At 68.4% G+C, this 24,158-nt stretch carries 20 protein-coding genes; 7 read left to right on the forward strand and 13 right to left on the reverse strand.

Annotation, left to right across the window (positions count from 1 at the left end; all coding sequences use genetic code 11):
* Window positions 1-46: 46 nt before the first annotated feature.
* The 3 genes from ACTT2I_RS19580 to radC form a co-directional block, all read right to left on the reverse strand.
* Window positions 47-913, reverse strand: coding sequence for an SPOR domain-containing protein (locus ACTT2I_RS19580; RefSeq protein WP_421100154.1), 867 nt, complete (start codon window positions 911-913; stop codon window positions 47-49).
* Between the two features lie 18 nt (window positions 914-931).
* Window positions 932-2,620, reverse strand: coding sequence for an arginine--tRNA ligase (argS, locus tag ACTT2I_RS19585; protein WP_421100155.1), 1,689 nt, complete (start codon window positions 2,618-2,620; stop codon window positions 932-934).
* Between the two features lie 102 nt (window positions 2,621-2,722).
* Window positions 2,723-3,412 (reverse strand): RadC family protein, encoded by a 690-nt coding sequence (radC, locus tag ACTT2I_RS19590; RefSeq protein WP_421100156.1) that lies wholly within the window; start codon window positions 3,410-3,412, stop codon window positions 2,723-2,725.
* A 195-nt stretch (window positions 3,413-3,607) separates the two neighbouring features.
* Here radC and coaBC point away from each other — a divergent pair, with 195 nt between their 5' ends.
* From coaBC to ACTT2I_RS19605, 3 genes are read left to right on the forward strand one after another with little or no spacing between them, the layout of a single operon-like run.
* Window positions 3,608-4,867, forward strand: coding sequence for a bifunctional phosphopantothenoylcysteine decarboxylase/phosphopantothenate--cysteine ligase CoaBC (gene coaBC / locus ACTT2I_RS19595; protein WP_421100157.1), 1,260 nt, complete (start codon window positions 3,608-3,610; stop codon window positions 4,865-4,867).
* Window positions 4,864-5,337, forward strand: a complete 474-nt coding sequence (gene dut / locus ACTT2I_RS19600; RefSeq protein ID WP_046272982.1) for a dUTP diphosphatase — start codon at window positions 4,864-4,866, stop codon at window positions 5,335-5,337. The genes coaBC and dut overlap by 4 nt, the downstream gene beginning before the upstream one ends.
* Window positions 5,338-5,349: 12 nt before the next feature.
* A complete protein-coding gene (locus ACTT2I_RS19605; protein WP_421100158.1) occupies window positions 5,350-7,698 on the forward strand; it encodes a phosphomannomutase/phosphoglucomutase in 2,349 nt (782 codons plus the stop codon).
* 30 nt (window positions 7,699-7,728) lie between these two features.
* Here the strand turns inward: ACTT2I_RS19605 and ACTT2I_RS19610 are convergent, their stop codons facing one another.
* The 8 genes from ACTT2I_RS19610 to pyrE all read right to left on the reverse strand — a co-directional run bounded on the left by ACTT2I_RS19610 (window position 7,729) and on the right by pyrE (window position 17,247).
* The gene (locus tag ACTT2I_RS19610) at window positions 7,729-8,448 is read right to left on the reverse strand and encodes a response regulator transcription factor (RefSeq protein WP_088432346.1); all 720 of its coding nucleotides are present in this window, start codon (window positions 8,446-8,448) and stop codon (window positions 7,729-7,731) included.
* Window positions 8,429-11,089 carry a sensor histidine kinase gene (locus tag ACTT2I_RS19615; protein WP_088432345.1) on the reverse strand — a complete coding sequence of 887 codons (2,661 nt, stop codon included), beginning with the start codon at window positions 11,087-11,089 and terminating at the stop codon, window positions 8,429-8,431. The genes ACTT2I_RS19610 and ACTT2I_RS19615 overlap by 20 nt, the downstream gene beginning before the upstream one ends.
* Before the next feature lie 37 nt (window positions 11,090-11,126).
* Window positions 11,127-11,789, reverse strand: coding sequence for a potassium-transporting ATPase subunit KdpC (kdpC, locus tag ACTT2I_RS19620; RefSeq protein ID WP_421100159.1), 663 nt, complete (start codon window positions 11,787-11,789; stop codon window positions 11,127-11,129).
* Window positions 11,786-13,837 carry a potassium-transporting ATPase subunit KdpB gene (gene kdpB / locus ACTT2I_RS19625; protein ID WP_421100160.1) on the reverse strand — a complete coding sequence of 684 codons (2,052 nt, stop codon included), beginning with the start codon at window positions 13,835-13,837 and terminating at the stop codon, window positions 11,786-11,788. Before kdpB ends, kdpC begins: the two co-directional genes overlap by 4 nt.
* 11 nt (window positions 13,838-13,848) lie before the next feature.
* Window positions 13,849-15,567, reverse strand: coding sequence for a potassium-transporting ATPase subunit KdpA (gene kdpA, locus ACTT2I_RS19630; protein ID WP_088432342.1), 1,719 nt, complete (start codon window positions 15,565-15,567; stop codon window positions 13,849-13,851).
* A gap of 12 nt (window positions 15,568-15,579) precedes the next feature.
* On the reverse strand, window positions 15,580-15,672 hold the full coding sequence (locus ACTT2I_RS19635; protein WP_019183961.1) for a potassium-transporting ATPase subunit F: 93 nt from the start codon (window positions 15,670-15,672) through the stop codon (window positions 15,580-15,582).
* Between the two features lie 234 nt (window positions 15,673-15,906).
* Window positions 15,907-16,569, reverse strand: coding sequence for a hypothetical protein (locus tag ACTT2I_RS19640; RefSeq protein WP_088432341.1), 663 nt, complete (start codon window positions 16,567-16,569; stop codon window positions 15,907-15,909).
* Between the two features lie 18 nt (window positions 16,570-16,587).
* Window positions 16,588-17,247, reverse strand: coding sequence for an orotate phosphoribosyltransferase (gene pyrE, locus ACTT2I_RS19645; RefSeq protein ID WP_046272987.1), 660 nt, complete (start codon window positions 17,245-17,247; stop codon window positions 16,588-16,590).
* A 207-nt stretch (window positions 17,248-17,454) separates the two neighbouring features.
* Between pyrE and ACTT2I_RS19650 the strand changes: the two genes are divergently transcribed.
* The 3 genes from ACTT2I_RS19650 to ACTT2I_RS19660 all read left to right on the forward strand — a co-directional run bounded on the left by ACTT2I_RS19650 (window position 17,455) and on the right by ACTT2I_RS19660 (window position 19,856).
* Window positions 17,455-18,255: an exodeoxyribonuclease III gene (locus ACTT2I_RS19650; protein ID WP_019183958.1), complete on the forward strand. Its 801-nt coding sequence runs from the start codon at window positions 17,455-17,457 to the stop codon at window positions 18,253-18,255.
* Window positions 18,252-19,547, forward strand: coding sequence for an AmpG family muropeptide MFS transporter (locus ACTT2I_RS19655; RefSeq protein WP_293979457.1), 1,296 nt, complete (start codon window positions 18,252-18,254; stop codon window positions 19,545-19,547). The genes ACTT2I_RS19650 and ACTT2I_RS19655 overlap by 4 nt, the downstream gene beginning before the upstream one ends.
* A gap of 81 nt (window positions 19,548-19,628) precedes the next feature.
* A complete protein-coding gene (locus tag ACTT2I_RS19660) occupies window positions 19,629-19,856 on the forward strand; it encodes a hypothetical protein (protein WP_293979455.1) in 228 nt (75 codons plus the stop codon).
* A gap of 65 nt (window positions 19,857-19,921) precedes the next feature.
* Here the strand turns inward: ACTT2I_RS19660 and ACTT2I_RS19665 are convergent, their stop codons facing one another.
* Window positions 19,922-21,049, reverse strand: coding sequence for an anhydro-N-acetylmuramic acid kinase (locus ACTT2I_RS19665; RefSeq protein WP_421100161.1), 1,128 nt, complete (start codon window positions 21,047-21,049; stop codon window positions 19,922-19,924).
* Between the two features lie 66 nt (window positions 21,050-21,115).
* Entirely contained in the window at window positions 21,116-22,579 is a 1,464-nt protein-coding gene (locus ACTT2I_RS19670) for a M23 family metallopeptidase (protein ID WP_088432340.1), read from the reverse strand.
* A gap of 168 nt (window positions 22,580-22,747) precedes the next feature.
* Here ACTT2I_RS19670 and tyrS point away from each other — a divergent pair, with 168 nt between their 5' ends.
* Window positions 22,748-23,959, forward strand: a complete 1,212-nt coding sequence (gene tyrS / locus ACTT2I_RS19675) for a tyrosine--tRNA ligase (RefSeq protein ID WP_088432339.1) — start codon at window positions 22,748-22,750, stop codon at window positions 23,957-23,959.
* The last annotated feature ends 199 nt before the right edge of the window (window positions 23,960-24,158 follow it).

Genomic DNA, 24,158 nt, shown 5'->3' on the forward strand with positions numbered 1-24,158 from the left:
AAACGCCGGGCAATGCCCGGCGTTCCTGTATCCGTCGCAGCGCGCCTTACTGCGCCTTGATCGCCATCGCCTGCAGCCCGGTGCCATCCAGCTTCTGCTTGGCTTCGGCCAGTTCACCGGCGCTGCCATACGGCCCCATGCGCACGCGGTACACCGTCTTGCCGTTGATCTGCGCCGATTCCACACGCGCCGCCAAACCGATCATCGCCAACTTGGCCTTGGTCGCTTCGGCATCGCCGGAGGCACCAAAGGCGCCCGCCTGCAGGATGTAACGCACGTTGCCCGCGGCCGGATCGGCGGCGGCGGCGGCCGCCGGTGCGGTGGCCGCAGGTGCATCCGGCTTGGGCACGGTGGCCACCGCCGCCGGTGCCGCGGCAGCCGGCGCGGGCGTCGCGGCCGGACGTTCATTCACCGGGGCCGGCAACGCCGCGGTACTGACCGGCGCAGGCGTGGTGGTCGCGGCGGTGCTGGTCGGCGCCGGTGCGGGCGGCAACGGACGGCCTTCCAGCGCGGCCTGCGCGCGCTGCGCTTCGGCCTTGGCACGGCGCTGGTCTTCGGCGCGTGCGCTGGCGGCCAGCTCGGCATCGGACATTTCCACTTCCTTGCCGGGCAGCAGGGTGTAGAAGTCGTACTGCGTCGCTGCCGGCTTGGCCGGTTCGGCAGGCTTGGCGGCACCCGGCTTGGGCAGCTCGGTGCCCACATCGGTGTCGGCATCGCTCACCGGGGCTGGCTGGGCGTTCGGGTCCGGCTGCGGGCCGACCCGCAGGAAACCGTCACCGTCGTTCTTGAACAGATTGGGTGCCGCCAGGAACACCACGGCCGCAATCGCCACACCCGCGACCAGCCACACCCATCCCGGGGTGCCCTGGTTGCTGTTGCGCCGTGCCTGGCTCTTGCCGCGTCGTGCTGCCATTTACTGCTTCTCCACTGCTTACATTTTTTCCGGGGCGGATACGCCCAGGATGTTCAGACCATTGGCCAGGACCTGGCGCGCGGCGCAGGCCAGCGTCAGCTTGGCGTTGCGTTCGCTTTCGTCGGCCACCAGTACCTGCGTGCCGTGATACCACGTGTGGAAGGCGTGCGCCAATTCACGCAGGTACTGCGCGATCAGGTGCGGTTCCAGCGCCAGGCCGGCCGCTTCGACGACTTCCGGGAACCGCGACATTTCCACCATCAGCCACAGCGAGGCGTCATCGCCCAGCGAGGACAGACCGGCCAGCCCTTCGGCCGGCGTGTAGCTCAGGCCCTTCTCCTGCGCCTGGCGCAGCAGGCTGCAGACGCGGGCATGCGCGTACTGCACATAGAACACCGGGTTGTCGTTGCTCTGCTGGCGGGCCAGATCGATATCGAAGGTCAGCTGCGAATCGGGCTTGCGCGCGATCAGGAACCAGCGGGTCGCATCGCGGCCGGCTTCTTCAATCAGATCGCGCAGGGTCAGGTAGCTGCCGGCACGCTTGGAGAGCTTCACTTCCTCGCCGCCGCGCATCACCGTCACCATCTGGTGCAGCACGTATTCCGGCCAGCCCTTCGGGATGCCGACGTCCAGCGCCTGCAGGCCGGCACGCACGCGCGCCAGCGAACCGTGGTGGTCCGCGCCCAGTTCGGTGATCGCGCGCTCGTAGCCGCGCTGCCACTTGCTCAGGTGATAGGCCACGTCCGGCAGGAAGTAGGTGTAGGTGCCGTCGGACTTGCGCATCACGCGGTCCTTGTCGTCACCGAAGTCGGTCGAGCGCAGCCACAGCGCGCCGCCTTCCTCATAGGTGTGGCCGGCCGCATTGAGCTGGGCGACCGTCTCTTCGACCTTGCCGTCCTTGTACAGCGAGCTTTCCAGGAAGTAGATGTCGAAGTCCACGCCGAACGCGGCCAGATCCTGGTTCTGCTCGTTGCGCAGGTAAGCGACCGCGAAGCGACGGATCGCATCGAGGTTGTCCGGGTCGCGCTCGCCGACCACCGAGTGGCCTTCCAGCTCCACCGTCGCGCCGGCGAGGTAGGCCTTGGCCACATCCTCGATGTAATCACCGCGGTAGCCCGCTTCCGGCCAGCCGGCGTCGTCGGGCTTGAGGCCCTTCGCACGCGCCTGGGTGGACAGCGCCAGGTTCTCGATCTGCACGCCGGCGTCGTTGTAATAGAACTCGCGCTTGGCGTTCCAGCCGTTCACTTCCAGCAGGCGCGCCAGGCAGTCACCGATCGCCGCCGCGCGGCCGTGGCCGACATGCAGCGGACCGGTCGGGTTGGCCGACACGTATTCCACGCCCACGGTACGGCCGTTGCCGCTCAGGTTGTGGCCGTAATCGGCGCTTTCCTTGAGCACGCTGGTCGCCTCGCGCTGGTAAGCGCTGGGGGCAAGGTGGAAATTGATGAAGCCCGGGCCGGCGATCTCGACGCGGGCCACGTCATCGCTCTTGGGCAGCGCATCCAGCAGCGCCTGCGCCAGGGCGCGCGGGTTGCTGCGCGCCGGCTTGGCCAGCAGCATCGCGGCATTGGTGGCGAAATCGCCGTGCTCACGGGTCTTCGGGCGTTCGACCACGAATTCCGGGGTCAGGGTATCGGCCGGCAGAGTGCCGTTGGCGCGCAAGGCTTCGATGCCTTGGCTGATCAGGGCGCGGAGGAGATTTTTCACAAGGCCTGCTTTGGGACTGGAGCGGCGGAATCGGCAATTTTAGCCCAGAAGCCACCCCGATCCATTGAACCGGGACCGAGCGGCGCCGTTTTCCGCCCCGGATCAGGCGGTTCCGGCGCCCATCCAGCCGCGCGCAGCCATCGATACCGGTGCCCCGTCGCCGATCACGACATGGTCGAGCAGCCGGATATCCACCAGCGCCAGGGCCTGCTGCAGCAGCGCGGTGATCCGGCGGTCCTCCAGCGAGGGCTCGGCGCTGCCGGAGGGGTGGTTGTGGCTGACGATCACCGCGGCCGCGTTGTGCAGCAGGGCGCGGCGGACCACTTCACGCGGGTAGACCGGGGCTGCATCCACCGTGCCGCTGAACAGCTCCTCGCATGCCAGCGTGCGGTGCTGGTTGTCCAGGAACAGGGCGGCGAAGACCTCGTTGGGCCGCGCCCGCAGCCGCTGCTTGAAGTACCGCCCGGCGGCGGCCGGGTCGCGCAGGCTTTCGCCCCGTGCCAGTTCCGCCGCCAGATGCCGATGCGCCAGTTCCAGCCCGGCCACCAGCTTGCAGCTGCGCGCCGGGCCCAGGCCGGGCAGGGCGGCCAGCGCGCTGGCAGGAAGGTCGAGCAGGTTGCGCAGGGGACCATGGGACTGCAGCAGGTCGCGCGCGGTCTCCACCGCATCGCGCCCGCGCAGGCCCGAGCCCAGGAAAATCGCCAGCAGTTCGGCATCGGACAGCGCGCCGGCGCCCTGGGCCAGCAGCTTTTCGCGGGGACGCTCGGCCGTGGGCCAGTCTCGGATCGACATGGCCTCAGTCTCCATCGGGGGCCGGGCGGGCCACCATCGGTGAACCGGGCGGCATCGTGTCGGTAAATGCAGGGCATCGTGCCAAGTCCGGCGGTTGCTTATGACGAAAACCTGCCTCCTTATGCCGCTGGCGCATCAGGCGGCTTACGGACCATCGGGTAAGCTAATCGCCTCGGTTCGACAGGAACACCCAAGGTGGCTGACTCCCCCCAGGCTTCTCCGGCGGCCGCGCGCCCGTTGGAAGGCCAGAAGCTGTTGTTGTGCGTTGGTGGCGGGATCGCTGCCTACAAGTCGCTGGAACTGGTGCGCCGCCTGCGCGATGCCGGGGCCCAGGTGCAGGTCGCGATGACCGCCGGGGCCCAGCAGTTCGTCACGCCGCTGAGCTTCCAGGCGCTGTCCGGCCAGCCGACGCGCACCACCCTGTGGGACAGCGCGGCCGAGCAGGCCATGGGCCATATCGAGCTGGCCCGCTGGGCCGACCGCATCGTGGTCGCCCCGGCGACCGCCGATCTGCTCGCGCGCCTGGCCAACGGCCACGCCGATGACCTGGTCACCACGTTGTGCCTGGCTACCACCGCGCCGCTGACCGTGTGCCCGGCGATGAACCACCGCATGTGGCTGCACCCGGCCACCCAGGCCAACATCGGCCTGCTGCGCGAGCGCGGCGCCCAGGTGATCGGGCCGGAAGACGGTCCACTGGCCGAAGGCGAATCCGGCCCCGGCCGGCTCACCGAACCGCACGCGATCGTGGCCGCGCTGGCCGGATTGCACGCGCCAGCCCCCGCCGAGCCGCCGGTCACCAGCGAACTGAAGGGCCTGCGCGTGCTGATCAGCGCCGGTCCCACCTATGAAGACATCGACCCGGTGCGCTACGTCGGCAACCGCAGCAGCGGCAAGATGGGCTATGCCCTGGCCGCCGCGGCCGCCCGCCTCGGCGCGCAGGTGGTGCTGGTCAGTGGCCCGGTCCAGCTGGCTACGCCCGCCGGCGTGCAGCGTGTCGATGTGCGCTCGGCCGCACAGATGCGCGAAGCGGTGCTTGGTGCATTGCCGGCCGACATCTATATCGGCGCCGCCGCGGTCTCCGATTACACCCCGCGCCAGGTCGCCCCGCAGAAACTCAAGAAGACCGCCGGCACCCAGAGCCTGACCCTGGAGCTGGTGCGCACGCCGGACATCCTGGCCGAGGTCGCCGCGCAGACCAACGCGCTCAAGCTCGTGGTCGGCTTCGCTGCCGAAACCCACGATGTGGAGAAGTACGCGCGCGGCAAGCTGGTCGACAAGCGCCTGGACCTGGTGATCGCCAACCAGGTCGGAATCAGCACCGGCGGTTTCGAAAGCGATGAAAACGCGGCCACGGCCTACTGGCAGGGCGGCGAACAGGTGTTCCCCGGCACCTCCAAGGCCGTGCTGGCCGAACAACTGTTGTCCCTGATTGCCCAGAGGTTGCACGCATGACCATCGATTCCTCCCTCCAGCCCCTGCAGGTCAAGCTGCTCGACCCGCGTTTCGGCGACGAATGGCCGCTGCCGGCCTACGCCACCGAACACAGCGCCGGGCTCGATCTGCGCGCCGCGCTGGAGACCGAGCTCACCCTGCAGCCGGGTGACACCGCATTGATTCCCAGCGGCATCGCCATCCACATCGCCGACCCGAACCTGGCCGCCGTGGTGCTGCCGCGCTCCGGGCTTGGCCATCGCCACGGCATCGTGCTGGGCAACGGCACCGGCCTGATCGACGCCGATTACCAGGGCCCGTTGCTGATCAGCGCCTGGAACCGCGGGCGTGAGCCGTTCACCCTGCAGCCCGGCGATCGCATCGCTCAGCTGGTGGTACTGCCGATTGCACGCGTGGCGCTTCAGGTAGTGGATACTTTCACCGACAGCGCCAGGGGAACGGGTGGATTCGGCCATACCGGGGTGCGCTGACAGGGGAGCGTCATGAGCAAGGCGAAGGCGGAAGGACGGCCGCGGTTCACGACAGGGCGCTCGGTGCCGCTGTTGGCCGTGCTGCTGGTGCTGTTGGCGGTCTGGTTCGGGTGGAGTGGTGTGCGCCAATGGCGCCAGGCAGCGGTGGGCGCCGAGCTGGAACAGTCGCGCGACCGCATGGTCGAGGGGCTGCAGACGGCCCTGACCGGACAGCTGGGCAAGCTTGCCAGGATCATCAAGACCGAGCGCGTTGCCAGTGCACTGGCCAGCGGCAACGCGCAAGGGGCGGCCGTCGCCATCCGCGAAGGCTGGCCGGGTGTGGAAGATGTCCAGATCCTCACCGCCGATCTCGATGCGGCCTACGCCGATCCCAAGGCCTTCGGCTACTCGCGCCTGGCGCTGCTCGAAGCCGCCATCGCCGATGACAAGCCGGTCGGTCGAGTGGTGCGCGATGCGGGTGGACAGCGCCTCGGCCTGGCCGCGGCGGTGGAGCTTGGCCCGCAGGGGGCGGCCGTGGTCTATGTGCGCCAGCCGCTGCTGCGGCTGACCGGCGTGTTCGACCAGGTTGCCGTGCCGGGCGAGGGTTACCTCGCGCTGCGCCAAGGCAACCACAACGTCGTTGAACAGGGCAGCCGCGCCTTGTCCGGCGGTGCCGAAGCGCTGGCGCGTCCGATCGGCGCCAGTGGCCTGCGCCTGTCTGCCGCGGTGCCGGACATCGAGCCGGGCCCGTTGGGGCTGGGCGCGATCTCCAGCGCGGTCGTCGCCGTATTGCTGCTGCTGATCGCCGTGCTGCTGGTGCTGGGCAAAGGCAAGGTGCCGCTGCCACGCCGCCGCGGCGCCGCCGACAGTGCCGCCGACACCGGCCCGACCTTGAGCGAAAGCCTGGCCCAGGCCCCGCTCGCGGTGACCGCCAGCGAGCGCACCGATGACACGGCAGCGGCAACGCCGCCGCCGGCCGTGCCGGGCGAAACCGTCGCCGCCGAGATCTTCCGTGCCTACGACATCCGCGGCGTGGTCGGCCGCGAGCTGACCCCCAAGGTCGCCGCCCTGATCGGGCAGGCGATCGGTTCGGTCCTGCAGGTCCAGGGCCTGCGCGATATCGTGGTGGGTCGCGATGGCCGGCTGTCCGGCCCGGAACTCACCGCTGGTCTGATCGAAGGCCTGCGCCGTGCCGGCTGCAACGTTACCGACATCGGCCTGGCGCCGACCCCGGTGGTGTATTTCGCCAGTTACCACCTGCGCGCCGGCAGCTGCGTGGCGGTGACCGGCAGCCACAACCCACCCGACTACAACGGCTTCAAGATCGTGGTCGGTGGCGAAACGCTCTCCGGCGATGCGATCACCGAGCTGTACCACCGCATCCGCGATGGGCAGCTGCACGTGGCCTCCGAGCCGGGCAGCTTCCAGACCCGCGAGGTCAACGCCGATTACATCCAGCGCATCGCCGATGACGTGCAGCTGGACCGCCCGCTCAAGGTGGTTGCCGACGCGGGCAATGGCGTGGCCGGCGAGCTGGCCCAGCCGCTGCTGGAAGCGATCGGTGCCGAAGTCATTCCGCTGTACTGCGATGTGGATGGCAGCTTCCCGAACCACCATCCGGACCCGAGCGATCCGCACAACCTGGAAGACCTGATCCAGACCGTGAAGCGCTTCGACGCGGATATCGGCCTGGCCTTCGATGGCGATGGCGACCGCCTTGGCGTGGTCACCCGCGAAGGGAAGATCATCTACGCCGATCGCCTGCTGATGCTGTTCGCGGCCGACGTACTGATGCGCAACCCGGGCGCCCTGGTGATCTACGACGTGAAGTGCAGCGGCAAGCTGTCCGACTACGTGCTGCGCAACGGTGGCAGCCCGCTGATGTGGAAGACCGGCCATTCGCTGATGAAGGCCAAGATGCGCGAAACCGACGCCGAGCTGGCGGGCGAGATGAGCGGGCACTTCTTCTTCAAGGAGCGCTGGTTCGGCTTCGACGATGGCCTGTACGCCGCCGCACGCCTGCTGGAGATTCTGGCCCAGCGGGACGAGACGCCTTCGGAGGTGCTCGACGAACTGCCCGACAGCATCTCCACTCCGGAGCTGAAGGTGCCGGTGGACGCGGGCACGCCGCACGCGCTGGTGTCGTTGTTCATTTCTTCGGTGCAGGTGGAGGACTCGCCGTTCGCCGGCGCCCGCCTGTCCACCATCGATGGCCTGCGTGCCGACTTCCCTGATGGCTGGGGTCTGGTGCGCGCATCGAACACGACACCGGTGCTGGTGCTGCGCTTCGAGGCCGATGACGAGGCGGCGCTGGAGCGCATCAAGGCACTGTTCCGCGCGCAGCTGCAGCCGCTGCTGCCGGGTGTGGAACTGGGCTTCTGATCGGCGTGGGTACCGGCCAGCGGTCGGTACCTACCCCTTGAAGCGCAGGCCCACGCCCGGCTCGGTGAACAGATAGCGCGAATCCAGCGCCGAATCGCCCAGCTTGTGGCGCAGCTTGCCGACCAGAATCCGCAGGTAATGCGTGTCGTGCTGGTGGGTCGGCCCCCAGATCTCCTGCAGGATCTGCGGCTGGGTCACCACCCGCCCGGCATTGCGCAGCAGCAGCGACAACAGCGCATATTCCTTGCGCGTCAATGCCACCGCCGCACCGTCCAGCGTCACTTCGCGCCGCACCAGGTCGATATGCAGGTGCCCGTCGTCGAACTGCGGCAGCACGCCCTCGCTGGACACCGTGCGCGAGCGCAGCAGCGCCCGCACGCGCGCCATCAGTTCCTGCGTGCCGAACGGCTTGGTCACGTAGTCGTTGGCGCCGGCATCCAGCGCCCGCACCTTCTCGGTCTCGCTGGCGCGCACGGTCAGCATGATCACCGGCACCTGGCTCCACTGGCGCAGCTCGCCCAGCACGTCATGGCCTTCCATGTCGGGCAGGCCGATATCCAGGATCACCAGATCGGCCCCTTCACCGACCAGGGCTTCCAGTCCGGCCTGACCGGTCGCGGCCTGGGACACGCGATAGCCCTGCGCGCGCAGGCTGATCTCCAGGAAGCGCCGGATCTGCGCTTCATCGTCGATCACCAGCACGCGCGCCGGGGGCACGCCGTGGGAAGCCTCAGGAATCGTCGTTGTCATCGGCAGGATGGGGGTGCAGCAAGGGCAGGGTGATGCGGATCAGGGTACCGCGTCCGTCGCGGCCCGGCAGCGCCTGCACACTGCCGCCATGCGCGCCGATCATGCCCTGGCAGATGGTCAGGCCCAGCCCGGTGCCATGCCGGCCGCGATCGCCGCGCTCCACGCTGTAGAACATGTCGAAGATGCGCGCGCGCTCGTCATCGGGAATGCCAGGGCCGGCGTCAAGCACGTCGATGCGCAGCTCGCCCTCGACCAGCCGCGCCTGCACCTCCACCGCCGCACCGGGCGGGGAGAATTTGGCCGCGTTCTCCATCACGTTGAACACGGCCTGCTCGACCAGCGCCGGATGCACCCAGATCGGCGCCAGCTCAGCGGGAATATCCAGCTTCAGCAGCACATCGGGCTGATAGCGCTGCAGGCGGCGCGCGGCCGAGCCGACCAGTTCGTCCACGCCGATCCAGTCGCGGTTGATCTGCAGCCCGTCATGGCCGAGCCGGGTCATGTCCAGCAGGTTCTGGATATAACGGTCCAGGCGCTCGCCTTCCACCAGGATGGTATCGAGCAGGGCGCGCCGGTCGCTGGCGTCCATCGCATCGGCGTAGCTGGAGAGGCTGTCGGCCGAGCCGATCATCGCCGCCAGCGGCGAGCGCAGGTCATGCGAGACCGACGACAGCAACGCCGAGCGCAGCCGCTCGGTCTCGTTGCTGACATGCGCCTTTTCCAGGTCGGCCACCAGCTGGGTGCGCAGCGCGGCCTGGGCGATGTCGTCCACCATCGCCTCGGCCAGTTGCCGCTGCTCCGGCGTCAGCCGCGGCGCCTCGCGCGGGAAGCGCATGCCGGCCACGCCGATCGCCCGGTCGTCGCCATCCAGCAGCGGCAGGAACCACCAGCCTGCACCGGCCAGGGTATCGGTGAAGCGGCCGCTGGGCTGGCCATGCCGGTGCGCCCAGTCGGCCGCGGCCAGATCGGTGTCGCCCGGTGCGGCGCTGCCGCTGGCACTGGTGTACTGCCCGATGCGCAGCCATGCTGGGGCGTCCATCGCCTGTTCCAGCGCCTCGCGGCCGGCCTGCGCCACCTGCTCGTTGCTGGGCGCACTGGCCAGTTGCCGGCCCAGGGCCTGGCGCGCATGCGCGTGCCGGTTGGCCGCGCGCAACGCCACCACCTGCATGCGCAGGCGCGAGGCCAACCGCCCGGCAACCAGTGCCGCCGCAAGGAACAGGAAGACCGTGATCACGCCCTGGCGCGCGCTGATCGCAAAGGTGAAGCGCGGTGCGATGAAGAAGAAGTTGTAGGCCAGGAAGCACAGCGCTGCTGCGATCACCGCCGCGCTGGTACGGCTGCGCGCGGCGACCATCACCACCGCCACGATGAACACCATCGACAGGTCGTACAGCCCGATCCAGCGCTCGGCGACCAGCGCCACCAGGCAGGCCGCCGCGGTGGCGCCGAGCGCCAGCAGCGCATCCTTGCCGGCGCTGCGGCTGGGCATCGACAACCCGGACCGGCGCGCCCGCGCCCGTGCCTGCGGCGTGCCGATGATGGTGATCTCGAAATGCGCACCACGCCGGATGAGCTGCTGGGTCAGCGTGCGGTTGAGCATGCGCGCCAGCGGCCGCTCGCGCGTGCGGCCCAGCACCAGCGTGGACACGCCGTTGTGCGCGGCATGGTCAAGCAGCGCATCGGCGATGCTGGAGCCATGCAGCAGTTCGGCCTCGCCACCGAGGCGGCGGGCAAGAGCAAAGGCGGCATCGATTTCGCGCCGGGTCTGCTCGTCATGCGCGCGCGTCTGCACGGTCACCACCGTCCACGGCGCATCGCGGCGCTCGGCGATGCGACGGCCGACCCGCACCAGGTATTCGCTCTGGCCGCCGCCATCGATCGCCACCAGCACACGGCGGCGCAGCGGCAGGTTGCCTTCGCCGCGCGCGGCACGGGTCTCGCGCAGGCTGCTGTCCACGCGGTCGGCGGCTTCCTGCATCGCCAATTCGCGCAGTGCGGTCAGGTTGGCCGGCGAGAAAAATGCCTGCAGCGCCTGCGCGGCCTGCTCGGGCACATAGACCTTGCCCTGCTGCAGGCGCTCGATCAGCTCGCGCGGCGGCAGGTCCACCAGCACGATGTCGTGCAGGCGGTCGAGCACCGCATCGGGCACGGTCTCGCTGACCCGCACGCCGGTGATGCGCATGACCACGTCGTTGAGGCTTTCCAGATGCTGGATGTTGACCGTGGTCCACACATCGATGCCGGCATCGAGCAGCTCCATCACATCCTGCCAGCGCCGTTCGTGGCGGCTGCCGGGCACATTGCGGTGGGCCAGCTCGTCCACCAGCACCAGGGCGGGGCGACGTGCGAGCACCGCATCCAGGTCCATTTCTTCCAGTGCGTGCTGCTGGTACTCGCGCTGCAGCAGTGGCACCTGCGGCAGGCCCGCCAGCAGCGCCGAGGTCTCGGCGCGGCCGTGGGTTTCCACCAGCCCGATCACTACATCCACACCGCGGCGCAGCTGCTCATGCGCGCGGGTGAGCATGCTGAAGGTCTTGCCCACGCCGGGCGCCGCGCCCAGGAATACGGTGAGCTTGCCGCCGGCCTCGCGCTGGAGGGTGTCGACCAGGGCATCGGCCTGGCGGGTTCGGGAGTCGCTCATGGGCAGGGATTGTGCGCCCGGGATGGTGCGCAGCGCATCAAGGCATGCCGTACAGCCGGGCAGTGCCCTGCTGCGCGTCCAGCGCGACGTTCAGGGTCATCACGTTGACCCGCGGCTGGCCGAACACGCCCCATTGCGGGCCCAGCGTGTGGGCCTGCACCAGGGCGCTGACACGCTCGACAGGCAGGCCACGGCTGCGTGCCACACGGGCGATCTGCACCTGCGCGGCGGCCGGGGAGATCTCCGGGTCCATGCCGGCGCCGGACTGGGTCACCAGATCGGCGGGCACCTGCGCAGCAGGCACGCCTTCGCGTGCGGCCACCGCAGTGATCGCCGCCTGCACCCGTTCCTGCAGCGCCGGATTGGTGCGCGCCAGGTTGCTGCCGGCCGCGGCCATTGGGTCGTAGTTGGCCGCCGAGGGCCGCGCCTGGAAGTAGCCATCGCCGACGAACGGCTGGGCGATCAGCTGCGAGCCACGCACCTGCCCGTCGCGGATCAGCAGGCTGCCATCGGCCTGCGCCGGGAACAGCAGCCGGCTCACGCTGGTCGTGGCCACTGCATAGGCCAGGCCGAGCAGCAGCAGGCTGCTCACGCCGAGCACGAGGGCCGGGCGCCAGGCGCTGTCCTGCTGCAGGTGGAGGGAGGCGGCCGCGCGACTGCGCGCCGAACGGGGAACAGAAGCAGCTAGCGAGCGGTTCATGCGCCGAACACCGAGACAAGGAAGAGGTCGATCAATTTGATGGCCGCAAATGGCAGCAGCACGCCACCCAGGCCGTACACCAGCATGTTCCGGCGCAGCAGTGCGGTCGCCGTGGCCGGGCGGAAACGCACCCCGCGCAACGCCAGCGGGATCAGTGCCGGGATCACCAGTGCGTTGAAGATCAGCGCCGCCAGCACCGCATTGCGCGGGCTGGACAGGTGCATCACGTTCAACGCCGGCATCGCCGGCAGGGTCGAGGCGAACAGCGCCGGCAGGATCGCGAAGTACTTGGAGACATCGTTGGCCAGCGAGAACGTGGTCAGCGCACCGCGGGTGATCAGCTGCTGCTTGCCCACTTCCACCACCGCCAGCAGCTTGGCCGGATCCGAATCCAGATCGACCATGTTGCCGGCTTCCTTCGCGGCCTGCGTGCCGGAGTTCATCGCCAGCCCGATGTCGGCCTGGGCCAGCGCCGGCGCATCGTTGGTGCCGTCGCCGACCATCGCCACCAGCCGCCCGCAGGCCTGCTCGGCACGGATGCGCGCGAGCTTGTCTTCGGGGCGGGCCTCGGCGATGTAGTCGTCCACGCCTGCCTCGGCGGCGATTGCCGCGGCGGTCAGCGGGTTGTCGCCGGTGATCATCACCGTGCGGATGCCCATCGCGCGCAGCTGCGCGAACTTCTCGCGCATGCCGTGCTTGACCACGTCTGACAGCTCGATCACGCCCAGCACATGGCGGCCTTCGCACACCACCAGCGGGGTGGCACCGTTGCGCGCCACCTGCTCCACGCGGCCCGGCAGCTCCGACGGTACGGTGCCGCCCAGCTCACGCACATAGGCGGTGATCGCATCGGACGCACCCTTGCGGATGCGGCGGCCGCCGTCCAGATCCACACCGGACATGCGGGTCTGCGCAGAGAACGCGAGATAGTCCGCACGCTCCGGCTCGGCGGTGGTGCAGCCCTGCTCACGCGCGAGACGTACGACCGATTTGCCTTCCGGCGTCGGGTCGGCCAGCGAGGACAGCAGCGCTGCTTCGCGCAGCTGCGTGGCATCAATCCCCGCCAGCGCATGGAAGTGCGTGGCCTGGCGGTCGCCATGGGTGATGGTGCCGGTTTTGTCGAGCAGCAGCACGTCCACATCGCCGGCCACTTCCACCGCCTTGCCGGATTTGGCCAGCACGTTGGCAGCCAGCGCACGGTTCATGCCGGCGATGCCGATGGCCGGCAGCAACCCGCCGATGGTGGTCGGGATCAGGCACACCAGCAGCGCGATCAGCAGCAGCGGATCGACCTGCACGCCGACGAATGCGCCGATCGCCGGCAGTGTGGCCACCACCACCAGGAAGGTCAGCGTCATCGCCGCCAGCAGCAGGGTCAGGGCAACCTCGTTCGGGGTCTTCTGGCGGTTCGCGCCTTCCACCAGGGCGATCATCCGGTCCAGGAAGCTGTGGCCCGGCTCGGCGGTGATGCGCACGATGATCTGGTCGGAGAGCACCTTGGTGCCGCCGATCACGCCGCTGCGGTCGGTACCCGCTTCACGCAGCACGGGGGCCGATTCACCGGTCACCGCCGCTTCGTTGATGGTCGCCAGGCCCTGCACGATCTCGCCATCGGCCGGGATCAGCTCCCCGGCACTGACGATCACATGGTCGCCCGGGCGAAGTTCGGCGGCCGGGACCTGGGTCTCGCTGGCCCCGGCATGCGCGGCGGCCAACCGCCGCGCGCTGAGGTCCTGGCGCGCACGCCGCAGCGAGGCGGCCTGGCCCCGGCCGCGCGCTTCGGCGACGGCCTCGGCAAAGTTGCCGAACAGCACCGTCAGCAGCAGGATCGCGGTGACCGCCAGGCCGAAGCCCAGCGGCGCATTGCCGGTCAGCGTGACCAGCGCGCTGACCACCGTGCCGACCATCACCACGGCCATCACCGGGCTGTGCAGCAGATGCCGCGGCGAGAGCTTGATCACGGCATCGCGCAGGGCACGGCGCCAGCCGGCGCCATCCAGCAGGCGCTGGCGGCGGTGGGAAGAAACGTTCAACGGATACGTACTCATGGGCGGCGGTCTCAGTGCAGCGTCAGCGACAGGTGGTCGGCCACCGGGCCAAGGACCAGTGCCGGCATGAACTGCAATACGGTGAGGATGACGATCAGCGCGATCAGGGTCAGCGCGAAGGTCGGGGTTTCGATCTGCAGCGTGCCGGCCGATTCCGGCGCCCGCCGCTTGGCCGCCAGCTGCGCGGCAACGATCAACGGGATCACCAGCACCGGGTAGCGGCCCAGCAGCAGCACCAGGGTGCAGCTCAGGTTCCACCACACCGTGGCATCGCCGAGGCCTTCAAAGCCCGAGCCGTTGTTGGCAAACGCCGAGGTGTACTCGTAGAACACCTGGCTGATGCCGTGGAAGCCGGGATTGGAGGTGCCGGTGATCGACGGGATCGCCAGGGTCAGCGCGGTGAAGCCCAGGATGGTGATCGGCTGCAGCAGCACCAGCAGCGCGAGCAGGCGCACCTGCGGCGTCTCCAGCTTGCGGCCGAACAGTTCCGGGGTGCGGCCGGTCATCAGGCCGGCCAGGAACACGCCCAGCAGCAGGTACACGATGAACTGCTGCAGGCCGCAGCCGATGCCGCCCCAGATCGCGTTGACCAGCATGTTGACCATCGGCACGGCGCCGGCCAGCGGGCTGAGCGAGTCATGCATGCCGTTGACCGAACCGTTGGACACCTGCGTGGTGATCGCCGCCCACAAGCCCGTGCCATCGGCACCGAAGCGCACTTCCTTGCCCTCCATCAGCAGCGGACTGGCCGCTGTGGCCGAGTGACCTTCCAGCCACACCGTGGCGGCGATCGACACGCTGGACATCGCCAGCATGCAGCCGAACACCAGCCCGGCCAGGCGCTTGCGCCCGGTGAAGGCGCCGAGCATGAAAATCACCGCGATCGGGATCAGCAGGATGCCGATCAGTTCCAGCGCGTTGGACAGTGGGGTCGGGTTCTCCAGCGGCATCGCGCTGTTGGGGCCGTACCAGCCACCGCCGTTGGTGCCCAGCTGCTTGGCCGCGACCATCGCCGCGACCGGGCCGAGCGGCAGCTTCTGCGTCTCCATGCCGGCGGCGGCATCGATCGGCGTCGCCTGCGGACCGCCGGCGAGCGTCGAGGGCACCCCCTGGCTGGTCAGCAGTACCGCCCACAGCAGGCACAGCGGCAGCATGAAGCGCACGCACGAGCGCACCACGTCGGCGTAGTAATTACCCACATCGACACGGCGGTCCGCACTGAGCAGCGCGGCCTGGTCGGCCGGCACATCCTCGGGGCGCGCGCCGAACAGCGCACGCAGGGTGGCCACCACCAGCGCCAGGCCCATCATCGGCGTCACCACCTGCAGCCCGGTGATCGCGGTCATCTGCGAGAAGTAGGACAGCTGCGCCTGACCGGAATAGTGCTGCTGGTTGGTGTTGGTCAGGAAGGACACCATCGTGTGCAGCGCGGTATCCCAGCGCATGTTGGGGATCTGGTCGGGATTGAACGGCAGCCAGGCCTGGGTCATGAAGACCGCCTGCACCAGCACCGCGATCACCACGTTGCTGAGCAGGAAGGCACCCACGTAGCCGCGCCAGGACATGCCGCGCGCCGGGTTGACCCCGAGCAGCCGGTACAGCGGTTTTTCAATCCACCCGAACAGCGCGTCGCCGCGCATCGGGCCACCGCGCATCACCCGGGCCAGGTACAGCCCAAGCGGAAAGGCCAGCACGATGCTGGCCAGCAGGATCAACAGGATCTCGGTCATGGTCAGCTCCGGTCAGAAGGTTTCGGGCCGAAGCACGACGTACAGCAGGTAGGCGGCGGCAACGAGCACCAGCACGCCGCACAGCAGGGAAAGCCAGGCAGACATGGTCGTGGCCTCAAACGCGGGAAAGGGGGCACCCGGTGCACGGGGCACCGGCGGGGAAGACAGGCAGATACGGGCTCATGGGACGTCCAGGTGGAACCACTCCACGTCAGGCGCTCATGGTCTGCCTGCCCGGCATAAACGCTCCACGCCCCAAACCTGCGCCCCGCGTAAAAAGTGCATAAAAAAAGGCGACCCCAAGGCCGCCTTCGTTTCAACGCCATCGCACCTCCGCCCTTACCCGCGCGGATCGCTCCCCACACCTTTGAGCAACCGATAGCGCTGCAACGTGCTCTCGATCTCCACATCCAGCGCCCGGCGCTGCTGCTCGAACGACGCCTGCATGCGCCGCTGCGCGACCAGCTCGGCGTGCCGCTCGCGGATGCGCTCGGCCTGCTTGTCCGGCACCGGCTGCCCGTCCAGCTCGCGGTTGCCCGCGCTGGCCAGCAAGGTGACCAGCGCATCACGCACGCTGGCCACGTTGTAACTGGCGGTATGGATGTTGTTGTCCAGGATGCCACTGCGCTCGGCGAACACCCGGCGCAGATCGTCCTCGCTCTCGTACGTGGCCAGCATCGCCTGCTCGGTGCGCTGGCGGGTCTGCTCGGCGGCCAGGTCCAGCCGCTGCTGCGCGGCTTGCGCAGCGGCATCGGCGCGCTCTTCGTCGGTCAACGCGCGCTGCACTTCACCACTGCGCATGCCGCTGCGCAGGTTGAACTCCTCGCGCGCGCTGTTCACCGCCTCCTGGGGCAGGGCATCACTGCAGATCCGCTCGCTGCCCTTGTTCCAGCAGTACAGCTTCTTCGGCGTCGCATCGGCCGTGCGCTTCTGCGCCTGGGCAGGCAACAGCGGCACGGCCAGCAGCAGGCCGACAACGGTGAACGTGGCAAACCTGGACATGGTGAAAGCCCCCTGCTCTCAACGCGTAGGACGGCTGCCGTAGCGGGAACGATAGTCCTCCAGCGGCTGCCGGTAGCCGACAAGTTCCGGATTTCCAGAGGCAAAATCAAGCAGGTCGGCCAGTGTGGCCACGGCGACCACCGGAATGCCGGCTTCTTCGGCCACGGCCTGGGCGGCCGAACGGCGGTCGGTTTCCGAGGCGATCTCCTGGCGGTCCAGCGCCACCACGATGCCGGCCGGGGTGCCACCGGCGCCCTTGATGATCGCCAGCGCTTCGCGGATCGCGGTGCCGGCGGTGATCACGTCATCGACGATCAGCACGCGCTTGCCGTTCATGTCCGCGCCGATCAGGTTGCCGCCTTCGCCGTGGTCCTTGGCTTCCTTGCGGTTGAACGACAACGGCAGGTCGCGGCCGCGCTGGGCGAATTCACAGGCGGTCGCGGTGGCCAGCGGAATGCCCTTGTAGGCCGGGCCGAACACGACGTCGAACTTCAGCCCGGTGGCTTCCACGGCATCGGCGTAGCAGGCGGCCAGCTGGGACATGCGCGCGCCGGAATCGAACCGGCCGGCGTTGAAGAAATAGGGGCTCAGGCGGCCGGACTTCAGGGTGAACTGGCCGAAACGCAGGGCATCGGCGGTCAGGGCCAGTTGCAGGAAACGGTGGCGATGGTCGCTCATCAAGACTCAATTCAATTCATTTGGAGCGCAAATCCTAATGCATGCCCGCACTTTTCCGCTCGGCGGGACGTGCGGCCCGGTGTCGCACGGGTTGGCGAGACGGCATCGTCAGCTGCCCGCGGGTGGTACCACCGTCCGTTTCCAGCCAGCCCCTGCAAGGGCCGAAACGGTATGCTCTTGCGGGTATCGTTCCAGACCCGGGTCAGCATGCGCATCATCAGTTTCAACGCCAACGGCATCCGTTCCGCCGCCACCAAAGGCTTTCTCGAGTGGTTCCGCGCCCAGGACGCCGACGTCCTGTGCATCCAGGAAACCAAGGCCCAGGAAGACCAGCTGACCGACCCGATGTTCCGCCCGGACGGCCACCACTGCTTCTACCGCGACGCCATCACCAAGAAGGGCTACAGCGGCGTGGCGATCTACAGCAAGCGCGAGCCGGACCAGGTGATCACCTCGCTGGGCTGGGCCCCGTTCGACGATGAAGGCCGCTACATCGAGGCCCGCTACGGCAACCTCAGCGTGGTCTCCTTCTATATCCCCTCGGGCAGCTCGGGCGATCTGCGCCAGGGGTTCAAGTACGAGGTCATGGAGTGGCTGCGCCCGATCCTGGCCGGCTGGCTGGCCAGCGGCCGCGACTACGTGCTGTGCGGCGACTGGAACATCGTGCGGTCCGCGCTGGACATCAAGAACTGGAAATCCAACCAGAAGAACTCCGGTTGCCTGCCGCCCGAACGCGACTGGCTCAACGGCCAGTGCGTGGACGCCGACCAGGCGCTGGACATCGCCGCCGGCCAGGGCTGGACGGATGCCTACCGCCTGCTGCACCCGCAGGGCGAGGACTACACCTGGTGGAGCAACCGCGGCCAGGCGCGCGCCAACAATGTCGGCTGGCGCATCGATTACCAGTTCGTCAGCCCGGGCCTGCGTGACCGCCTGCGCAGCTGCTCGGTGTACCGCGATGAGCGCTTCTCCGACCATGCGCCGTTCACGGTGGACTACGCCCCATGACCGAAGCGGTCGAGCCGGTGTCCTACAAGGGCTGGGCCGGGATCAAGCGCGCCTTCGGTACGCCCTCGGCGCTGACGATGGCCTTCCTGGGCTTCGGCAGCGGCCTGCCGTTCCTGCTGATCGCCTCGCAGACCCTGTCTACGCGCCTGCGGGATGTCGGCCTGGACCTGGGCAGCATCGGGCTGATCAGCCTGGCCAGCTTCTTCTATCTGATGAAGTTCGTCTGGGCGCCGCTGATCGACCGCTACGCGTTCCCGCTGATCGGCTTCCTCGGCCGCCGCCGCTCGTGGCTGCTGGCCTCGCAGATCGGCGTAACCGGCGGGCTGTTCGCGCTGGCTTTCGTCCGCCCCGAGCTCGGCGTCACCCCGCTGGTGCTGTGGGTGCTGGTGGCCTCGTTCGCCGGCGCCACCCAGGATTCGGTGGTCGATGCCTACCGCATCGAGATCGCACCGGAGAGCGCCCAGGCGGCGCTGGCCGCGACCTATACGCTGGGCTATCGCATCGGCCTGATCCTGGCCGGCGCGGGCGCGTTGTACCTGGCGCAGTTCGAGAGCTGGATCGTGGCCTACCTGGCCATGGCCGCGTTGATGATCCTGCCGATCATCACCACGCTGTTGTGCCGCGAGCCGGAACAGCCGGAAGTGCGCATCCAGCGCCGGATCGATTTCTTCGGGGCCTTCTGGCAGCCGATCGCCAGCTTCTTCAGCACCAATGGCGTGGTGCTGGCGCTGGTGCTGCTGGCCTTCGTCGGGCTCTACAAGTTCCCGGATCAGGTGATCGGAGTGATGGCCGGTCCGTTCTACCTGGATTCGGGCTTCACCAAGGCCGACATCGCCACCGTCTCCAAGCTCTTTGGCGTGTGGATGGGCATCGGCGGTGCCTTCCTTGGCGGCATCGCGGTGGCTGCATTCGGCTTCCGCCGCATGCTGCTGGTCGCCGCGCTGGGCGTGGCACTGTCCAACCTGGCGTTCCTGCTGATGGCGCACAACCCGGGCCAGCTGTGGGCGTTCTATGCGGCGCTGAGTGCGGACAACCTGTTCCAGGGCTTCGCCGGCACGGTGCTGGTCGCCTTCATGTCCTCGCTGACCGACCGCAACTTCACCGCCACCCAGTACGCGCTGCTGGTCTCGCTGGCCAACCTGCCGGGCAAGTTCGTCGGCGGCGTCTCCGGTTACATCGTGGAGGCGAGCTCCTACAGCACCTTCTTCATCCTCAGCGCCACCACGGTCATCCCGACCCTGCTGCTGCTGATCTGGCTGTGGCCACGGATCCGGGACCGCAGCACGGCCTGAGTGGTTTGCGTGCCGGCAGAGCCTGATGGATCATGCCGGCAGAGCCGCCGCGGGGAGGGCGGCGCGCCAACGGGGAAAACGATGGCTGATCTACTGCTGCGGGATGTGGACCCGCTGTTGCTGGAACGTATCCGCCGGATCGCGGTGGCGCGCGGCTGGACCCGCGAGGACACCTGCGTGGCGCTGCTGGAACAGGGCCTGTTCGCCAGCGAACTGGAGGTCCGCAGTGGCTTCCACGATCCTGAAGTCGATGCGCTCGCCGATGCGATCGCCGCCCTGCAGGCGCTGCCGGACGCGCAGGGGCTGTAACGGCGGCACCCGCCGAGCCGCGCATCGGCAATCACCGCCGCACGCGGCGCCCGGCACCACGCCCCTCAGGCGGGGTGGATCGCCCCCAGAATCCGCGGTCCCCGCGCGCCACTCACGCTCGGCAGATTGCCCGGCAACCCCGCCAGCGTGCGCTGCGCCAGCCACGCAAACCCCATCGCCTCCAGATAATCCGGATCCAGCCCGTGCACCGCGCTGGACTCGATCACCACGCCCGGCAGCCGCGCACGCAGGCGCCGCAGCAGCTGCGGATTGCGCACGCCACCGCCGCAGACCAGGATCCGCTTCGCGCCCGGCAGGTGCGCTAACAGCGCATCGGCCACGGTCGCGGCGGTCAGTTCCAGCAGGGTCGCCTGTACATCCGCGCCGGACACCTGCCCCTCACCCAGCTGCGCCTGCGCCCAATCCAGGTGGAACTGCTCGCGCCCGGTACTCTTGGGCGGCGGCAGCGCGAACCACGGATCGGCCAGCCAGCGCGCCAGCAACGCCGCATCGACCTGGCCGCTGGCTGCGAACGCCCCATCGGCATCGAACGGTTCGCCGCGATGGCGCTGGCACCAGGCATCCATCAGCGCATTGGCCGGGCCGGTGTCGAAGCCGCGCGGTGTGCCCTGGCGCGGGATCAGGGTGAGATTGCCGATGCCGCCCAGATTGAGCACGGCGCGGTCTTCGTCGCTGTCGCCCAGCATCGCCAGGTGGAAGGCCGGCATCAGCGGCGCGCCATGGCCGCCGGCGGCCACATCGCGGCGGCGGAAATCGGCCACGGTGGTGATGTCGGTCAGTTCGGCGATGCGGTTGGCGTCGCCGATCTGCATCGTGAAGGCGGGATCAGCCAGCGGCCGATGGCGCACGGTCTGCCCGTGCGAACCGATCGCGTGCACCTGGCCGCGGTCGATGCGCGCGCTGTCCAGCAGCCGGTTTGCGGCTGCGGCGAACGTGATCCCGACCTGGGCATCGAGCCGGCCGAGTGCGTCCAGTGAGGTGATGGTCCCGCCTTCGCCCAGGGCGATCAGCTCGGCGCGGATCGCCGGATCCCATGCGTGGGTGAGGCCGTCGACAAAGCGGCAACCGCCCTCGGCGGGGAACTGCACCAGCGCGGCATCGATGCCGTCGGCGCTGGTGCCGGACATCAGGCCCAGGTAGAGCGGGGTAGTGGGATCAACAGCAGAGGTCATGGCCAGGCGGTCCAACGGGTTGCGTGCAGCTTCCGCGCAACCCGTTGCCGCCGTCAATCGATGCGATCAGCCGCGGTTGGACTTGGCCGGCTTGCCGGCCTTCGCCGTGGCGGTATCAGCGGCCTTCGCATCCGGTGCCGGGCTGGCATCGGCGTAGATCAGCTTCTCCATGCCCTGGATGCGCGCCAATGCCGGCGCGGTCTGCGCACGGAAGGCGGCCAGCTCGGCGCCCTGCAGCGGCTCCGGCGGCGGCATCGTCACCGACAGCGGGTTGCGGTGCACGCCGTTGACGCGGAATTCGTAGTGCAGGTGCGGGCCAGTGGCCATGCCGGTCGAGCCGACGTAGCCGATCACCGTGCCCTGGGCCACGCGCTGGCCGGTCTTGATGCTGCCAAAGCGCGACATGTGGCCGTACAGCGTGGTGTGGCCGCGGCCGTGGTCGAGGATCACCACGTTGCCGTAGCCGCGCTGCACGCCGGCGAACTGCACGCGGGCATCGCCGGCGGCCATGATCGGGGTGCCGGTGCGCGCGGCGTAGTCCACACCTTTGTGCATGCGCATCTTGCCCAGCACCGGGTGCTTGCGCGCGCCGAAGCTCGAACTCAGGCGCGCGAACTGGATCGGCATGCGGATGAAGCTCTTCTTCAGCGGCCGGCCGCTGGCGTCGAAGTATTCGGACTTGCCGTTGCGGTCGAAGCGGAAGCCGCTGTAGGTCTTGCCGCCCGAGCTGAAGGTCGCCGCGAGGATCTTGCTGGTGTCGACCTTCTCGCCTTCGCGCCAGGTCTCATCCATCACCACGCTGAAACGGTCGCCCGGCTGCAGGTCCTTGGAGAAGTCGATGTCGTACTTGAAGATCTCGTCGGTCATCGTCGCGATCGCCGAGGGCGACAGCCCGGCCTTGCGGGCGGCGGCATACAGCGAGCTGGTGATCTCGCCACTGGCGACCACACGGCGGGTCGAGGTCTCACGCTTGCTCACCGTCTCGGTGATCTTGTCGCCGGCCAGGGACAGCTCGACGCGGTTGTCGGCATCGCGGTCGAAGCGGATCGTGCGCAACTCACCGGACAGCGGCAGGTCGAAGGCGATCTCCGCGCCGGGGCGCAGCTTGGTCAGCGAGTCGCGCACACCCGGGTGCTCCAGCACCTGGTGCATCACGGTGGCCGGGATGCCGGCCTGGTCGAACAGATTGCTCAGGGTCTGGCCGCGCTGCACGCGCAGCACCTGCCAGCTGTCGCCCGGGGTCTGCTGCTGGCGCTCCAGCGACAGCGGCGGCAACGGCAGCGCCAGGGTCGAATGGCTGACCGAGTAGGGCGAATCGATGGTGTGCGAGAAGCCGGGGACGATCGTGGCCACCAGGGCGCCGATGGTGGCGAACAGGCTGGCGTGCATCCAGTGGCGGCGGGTCCAGCGCTGGTTGAAGGCCGCGGGAAGATGCTGTTTGAGCTTCCGATGGAGGGCGGTGTCGTGGAGGACGTGGAGACGTTCCTTGAAGCGCTGCTTGCGCGCGCGGCCTTGATCGGAATTGAGCATCGTCGGTCTGTTCCTGGCTGGCCCGGGAGCGCGGGCCCAAACGTCGGTAACATAGACAGGTATAAATACCGCGTCAAACCCTTGTGCCTATTGGTTTTTGTGAAGCACCTGCGGTTAACTTGTACTTAACGTCATTCATATAAATAAGGCATTGCCGGGAGTTGTCACGTGTCCTCGATTGAAGAAGCCATTGCCCTGATCGGGCGAGGCGCCGATGAGATCCTCAAATCCGACGAACTGCGCCAGCGTCTGGAAAGCGGCCGTCCGCTGCGGGTCAAGGCCGGCTTCGACCCCACCGCCCCGGACCTGCACCTGGGCCATACCGTGCTGCTGAACAAGCTGCGCCAGTTCCAGGACCTGGGCCACCAGGTGATCTTCCTCATCGGCGACTTCACCGGGATGATCGGCGACCCGTCCGGCAAGAACGTCACCCGCAAGCCGCTCACCAAGGAAGATGTGCTCGCCAACGCGCGTACCTATGAAGACCAGGTCTTCAAGGTGCTGGACCGCGAAAAGACCGAAGTGCGCTTCAATTCGGAATGGTTCGGCAAGATGGCCGCCGCGGACATGATCCGCCTGGCCGGCCAGCACACCGTGGCGCGCATGCTCGAGCGCGACGACTTCGCCAAGCGCTATGCCGCCCAGCAGTCCATCGCGCTGCATGAGTTCCTGTACCCGCTGGTGCAGGGCTATGACTCGGTCGCGCTGGAAGCGGACGTCGAACTGGGCGGTACCGATCAGAAGTTCAACCTGCTGATGGGCCGTGGCCTGCAGGAGCACTACGGGCAGAAGCCGCAGATCGTGCTGACCATGCCGCTGCTGGAAGGCCTGGACGGCGTGGCCAAGATGTCCAAGTCGCTCAACAACTATATTGGGATCAGCGAGCCGGCCATCGACATCGTCACCAAGACCATGAAGATCGGCGACGACCTGATGTGGCGCTGGATCGAGCTGCTCTCCTTTGATATCAGCCAGGCCGAGGCCAAGGCCCTGCGCGGGCAGGTCGAGGCGGGCGGGCTGAACCCGCGTGAGGTGAAGCTGCGCCTGGCGCGTGAGCTGACCACCCGCTTCCATGATGCCGCCGCGGCCGAGCAGGCCATCGCCGGCTGGAATGCCGCGGTGACCGGGCAGGGCGATGTGACCCTGCTGCCGTTGCAGGAAGTGTCCATTCCGGCCGAAGGCCTGCGTATTGGTGCGCTGCTGACCGCTGCCGGCCTCACCCCGAGCAACTCCGAGGCGTCGCGCAAGCTCAAAGAGCGTGCGGTGAAGGTCGATGGCGAGGTGGTGGACGACGCCCAGCAGGTGTTCGTGCCCGGTTTTGAAGGCCTGCTGCAGGTCGGCAAGCGCACCTTCGCACGCGTGTTGCTGGTCGCGGCCTAAGCGGCACAAGGGGTTCGGGCGATCCGGACCCCTTCCAGCATGAATGGGAGGGAGGCGACGTGAAAAAATGTCGTCTACCCCCTTCACAAACGACCCCGATAGGGACATACTTTCCCTCCCCCGACGCAGGGGCCGCCGCAAGGCGGCAACCGCGAAGGAACAGGACTTCAACTTCTTCGAAAGAAGGTGTTGACGGAAA

The sequence above is a fragment of the Stenotrophomonas sp. PUT21 genome (assembly GCF_052232875.1).
Lineage (GTDB): Bacteria > Pseudomonadota > Gammaproteobacteria > Xanthomonadales > Xanthomonadaceae > Stenotrophomonas > Stenotrophomonas maltophilia_N.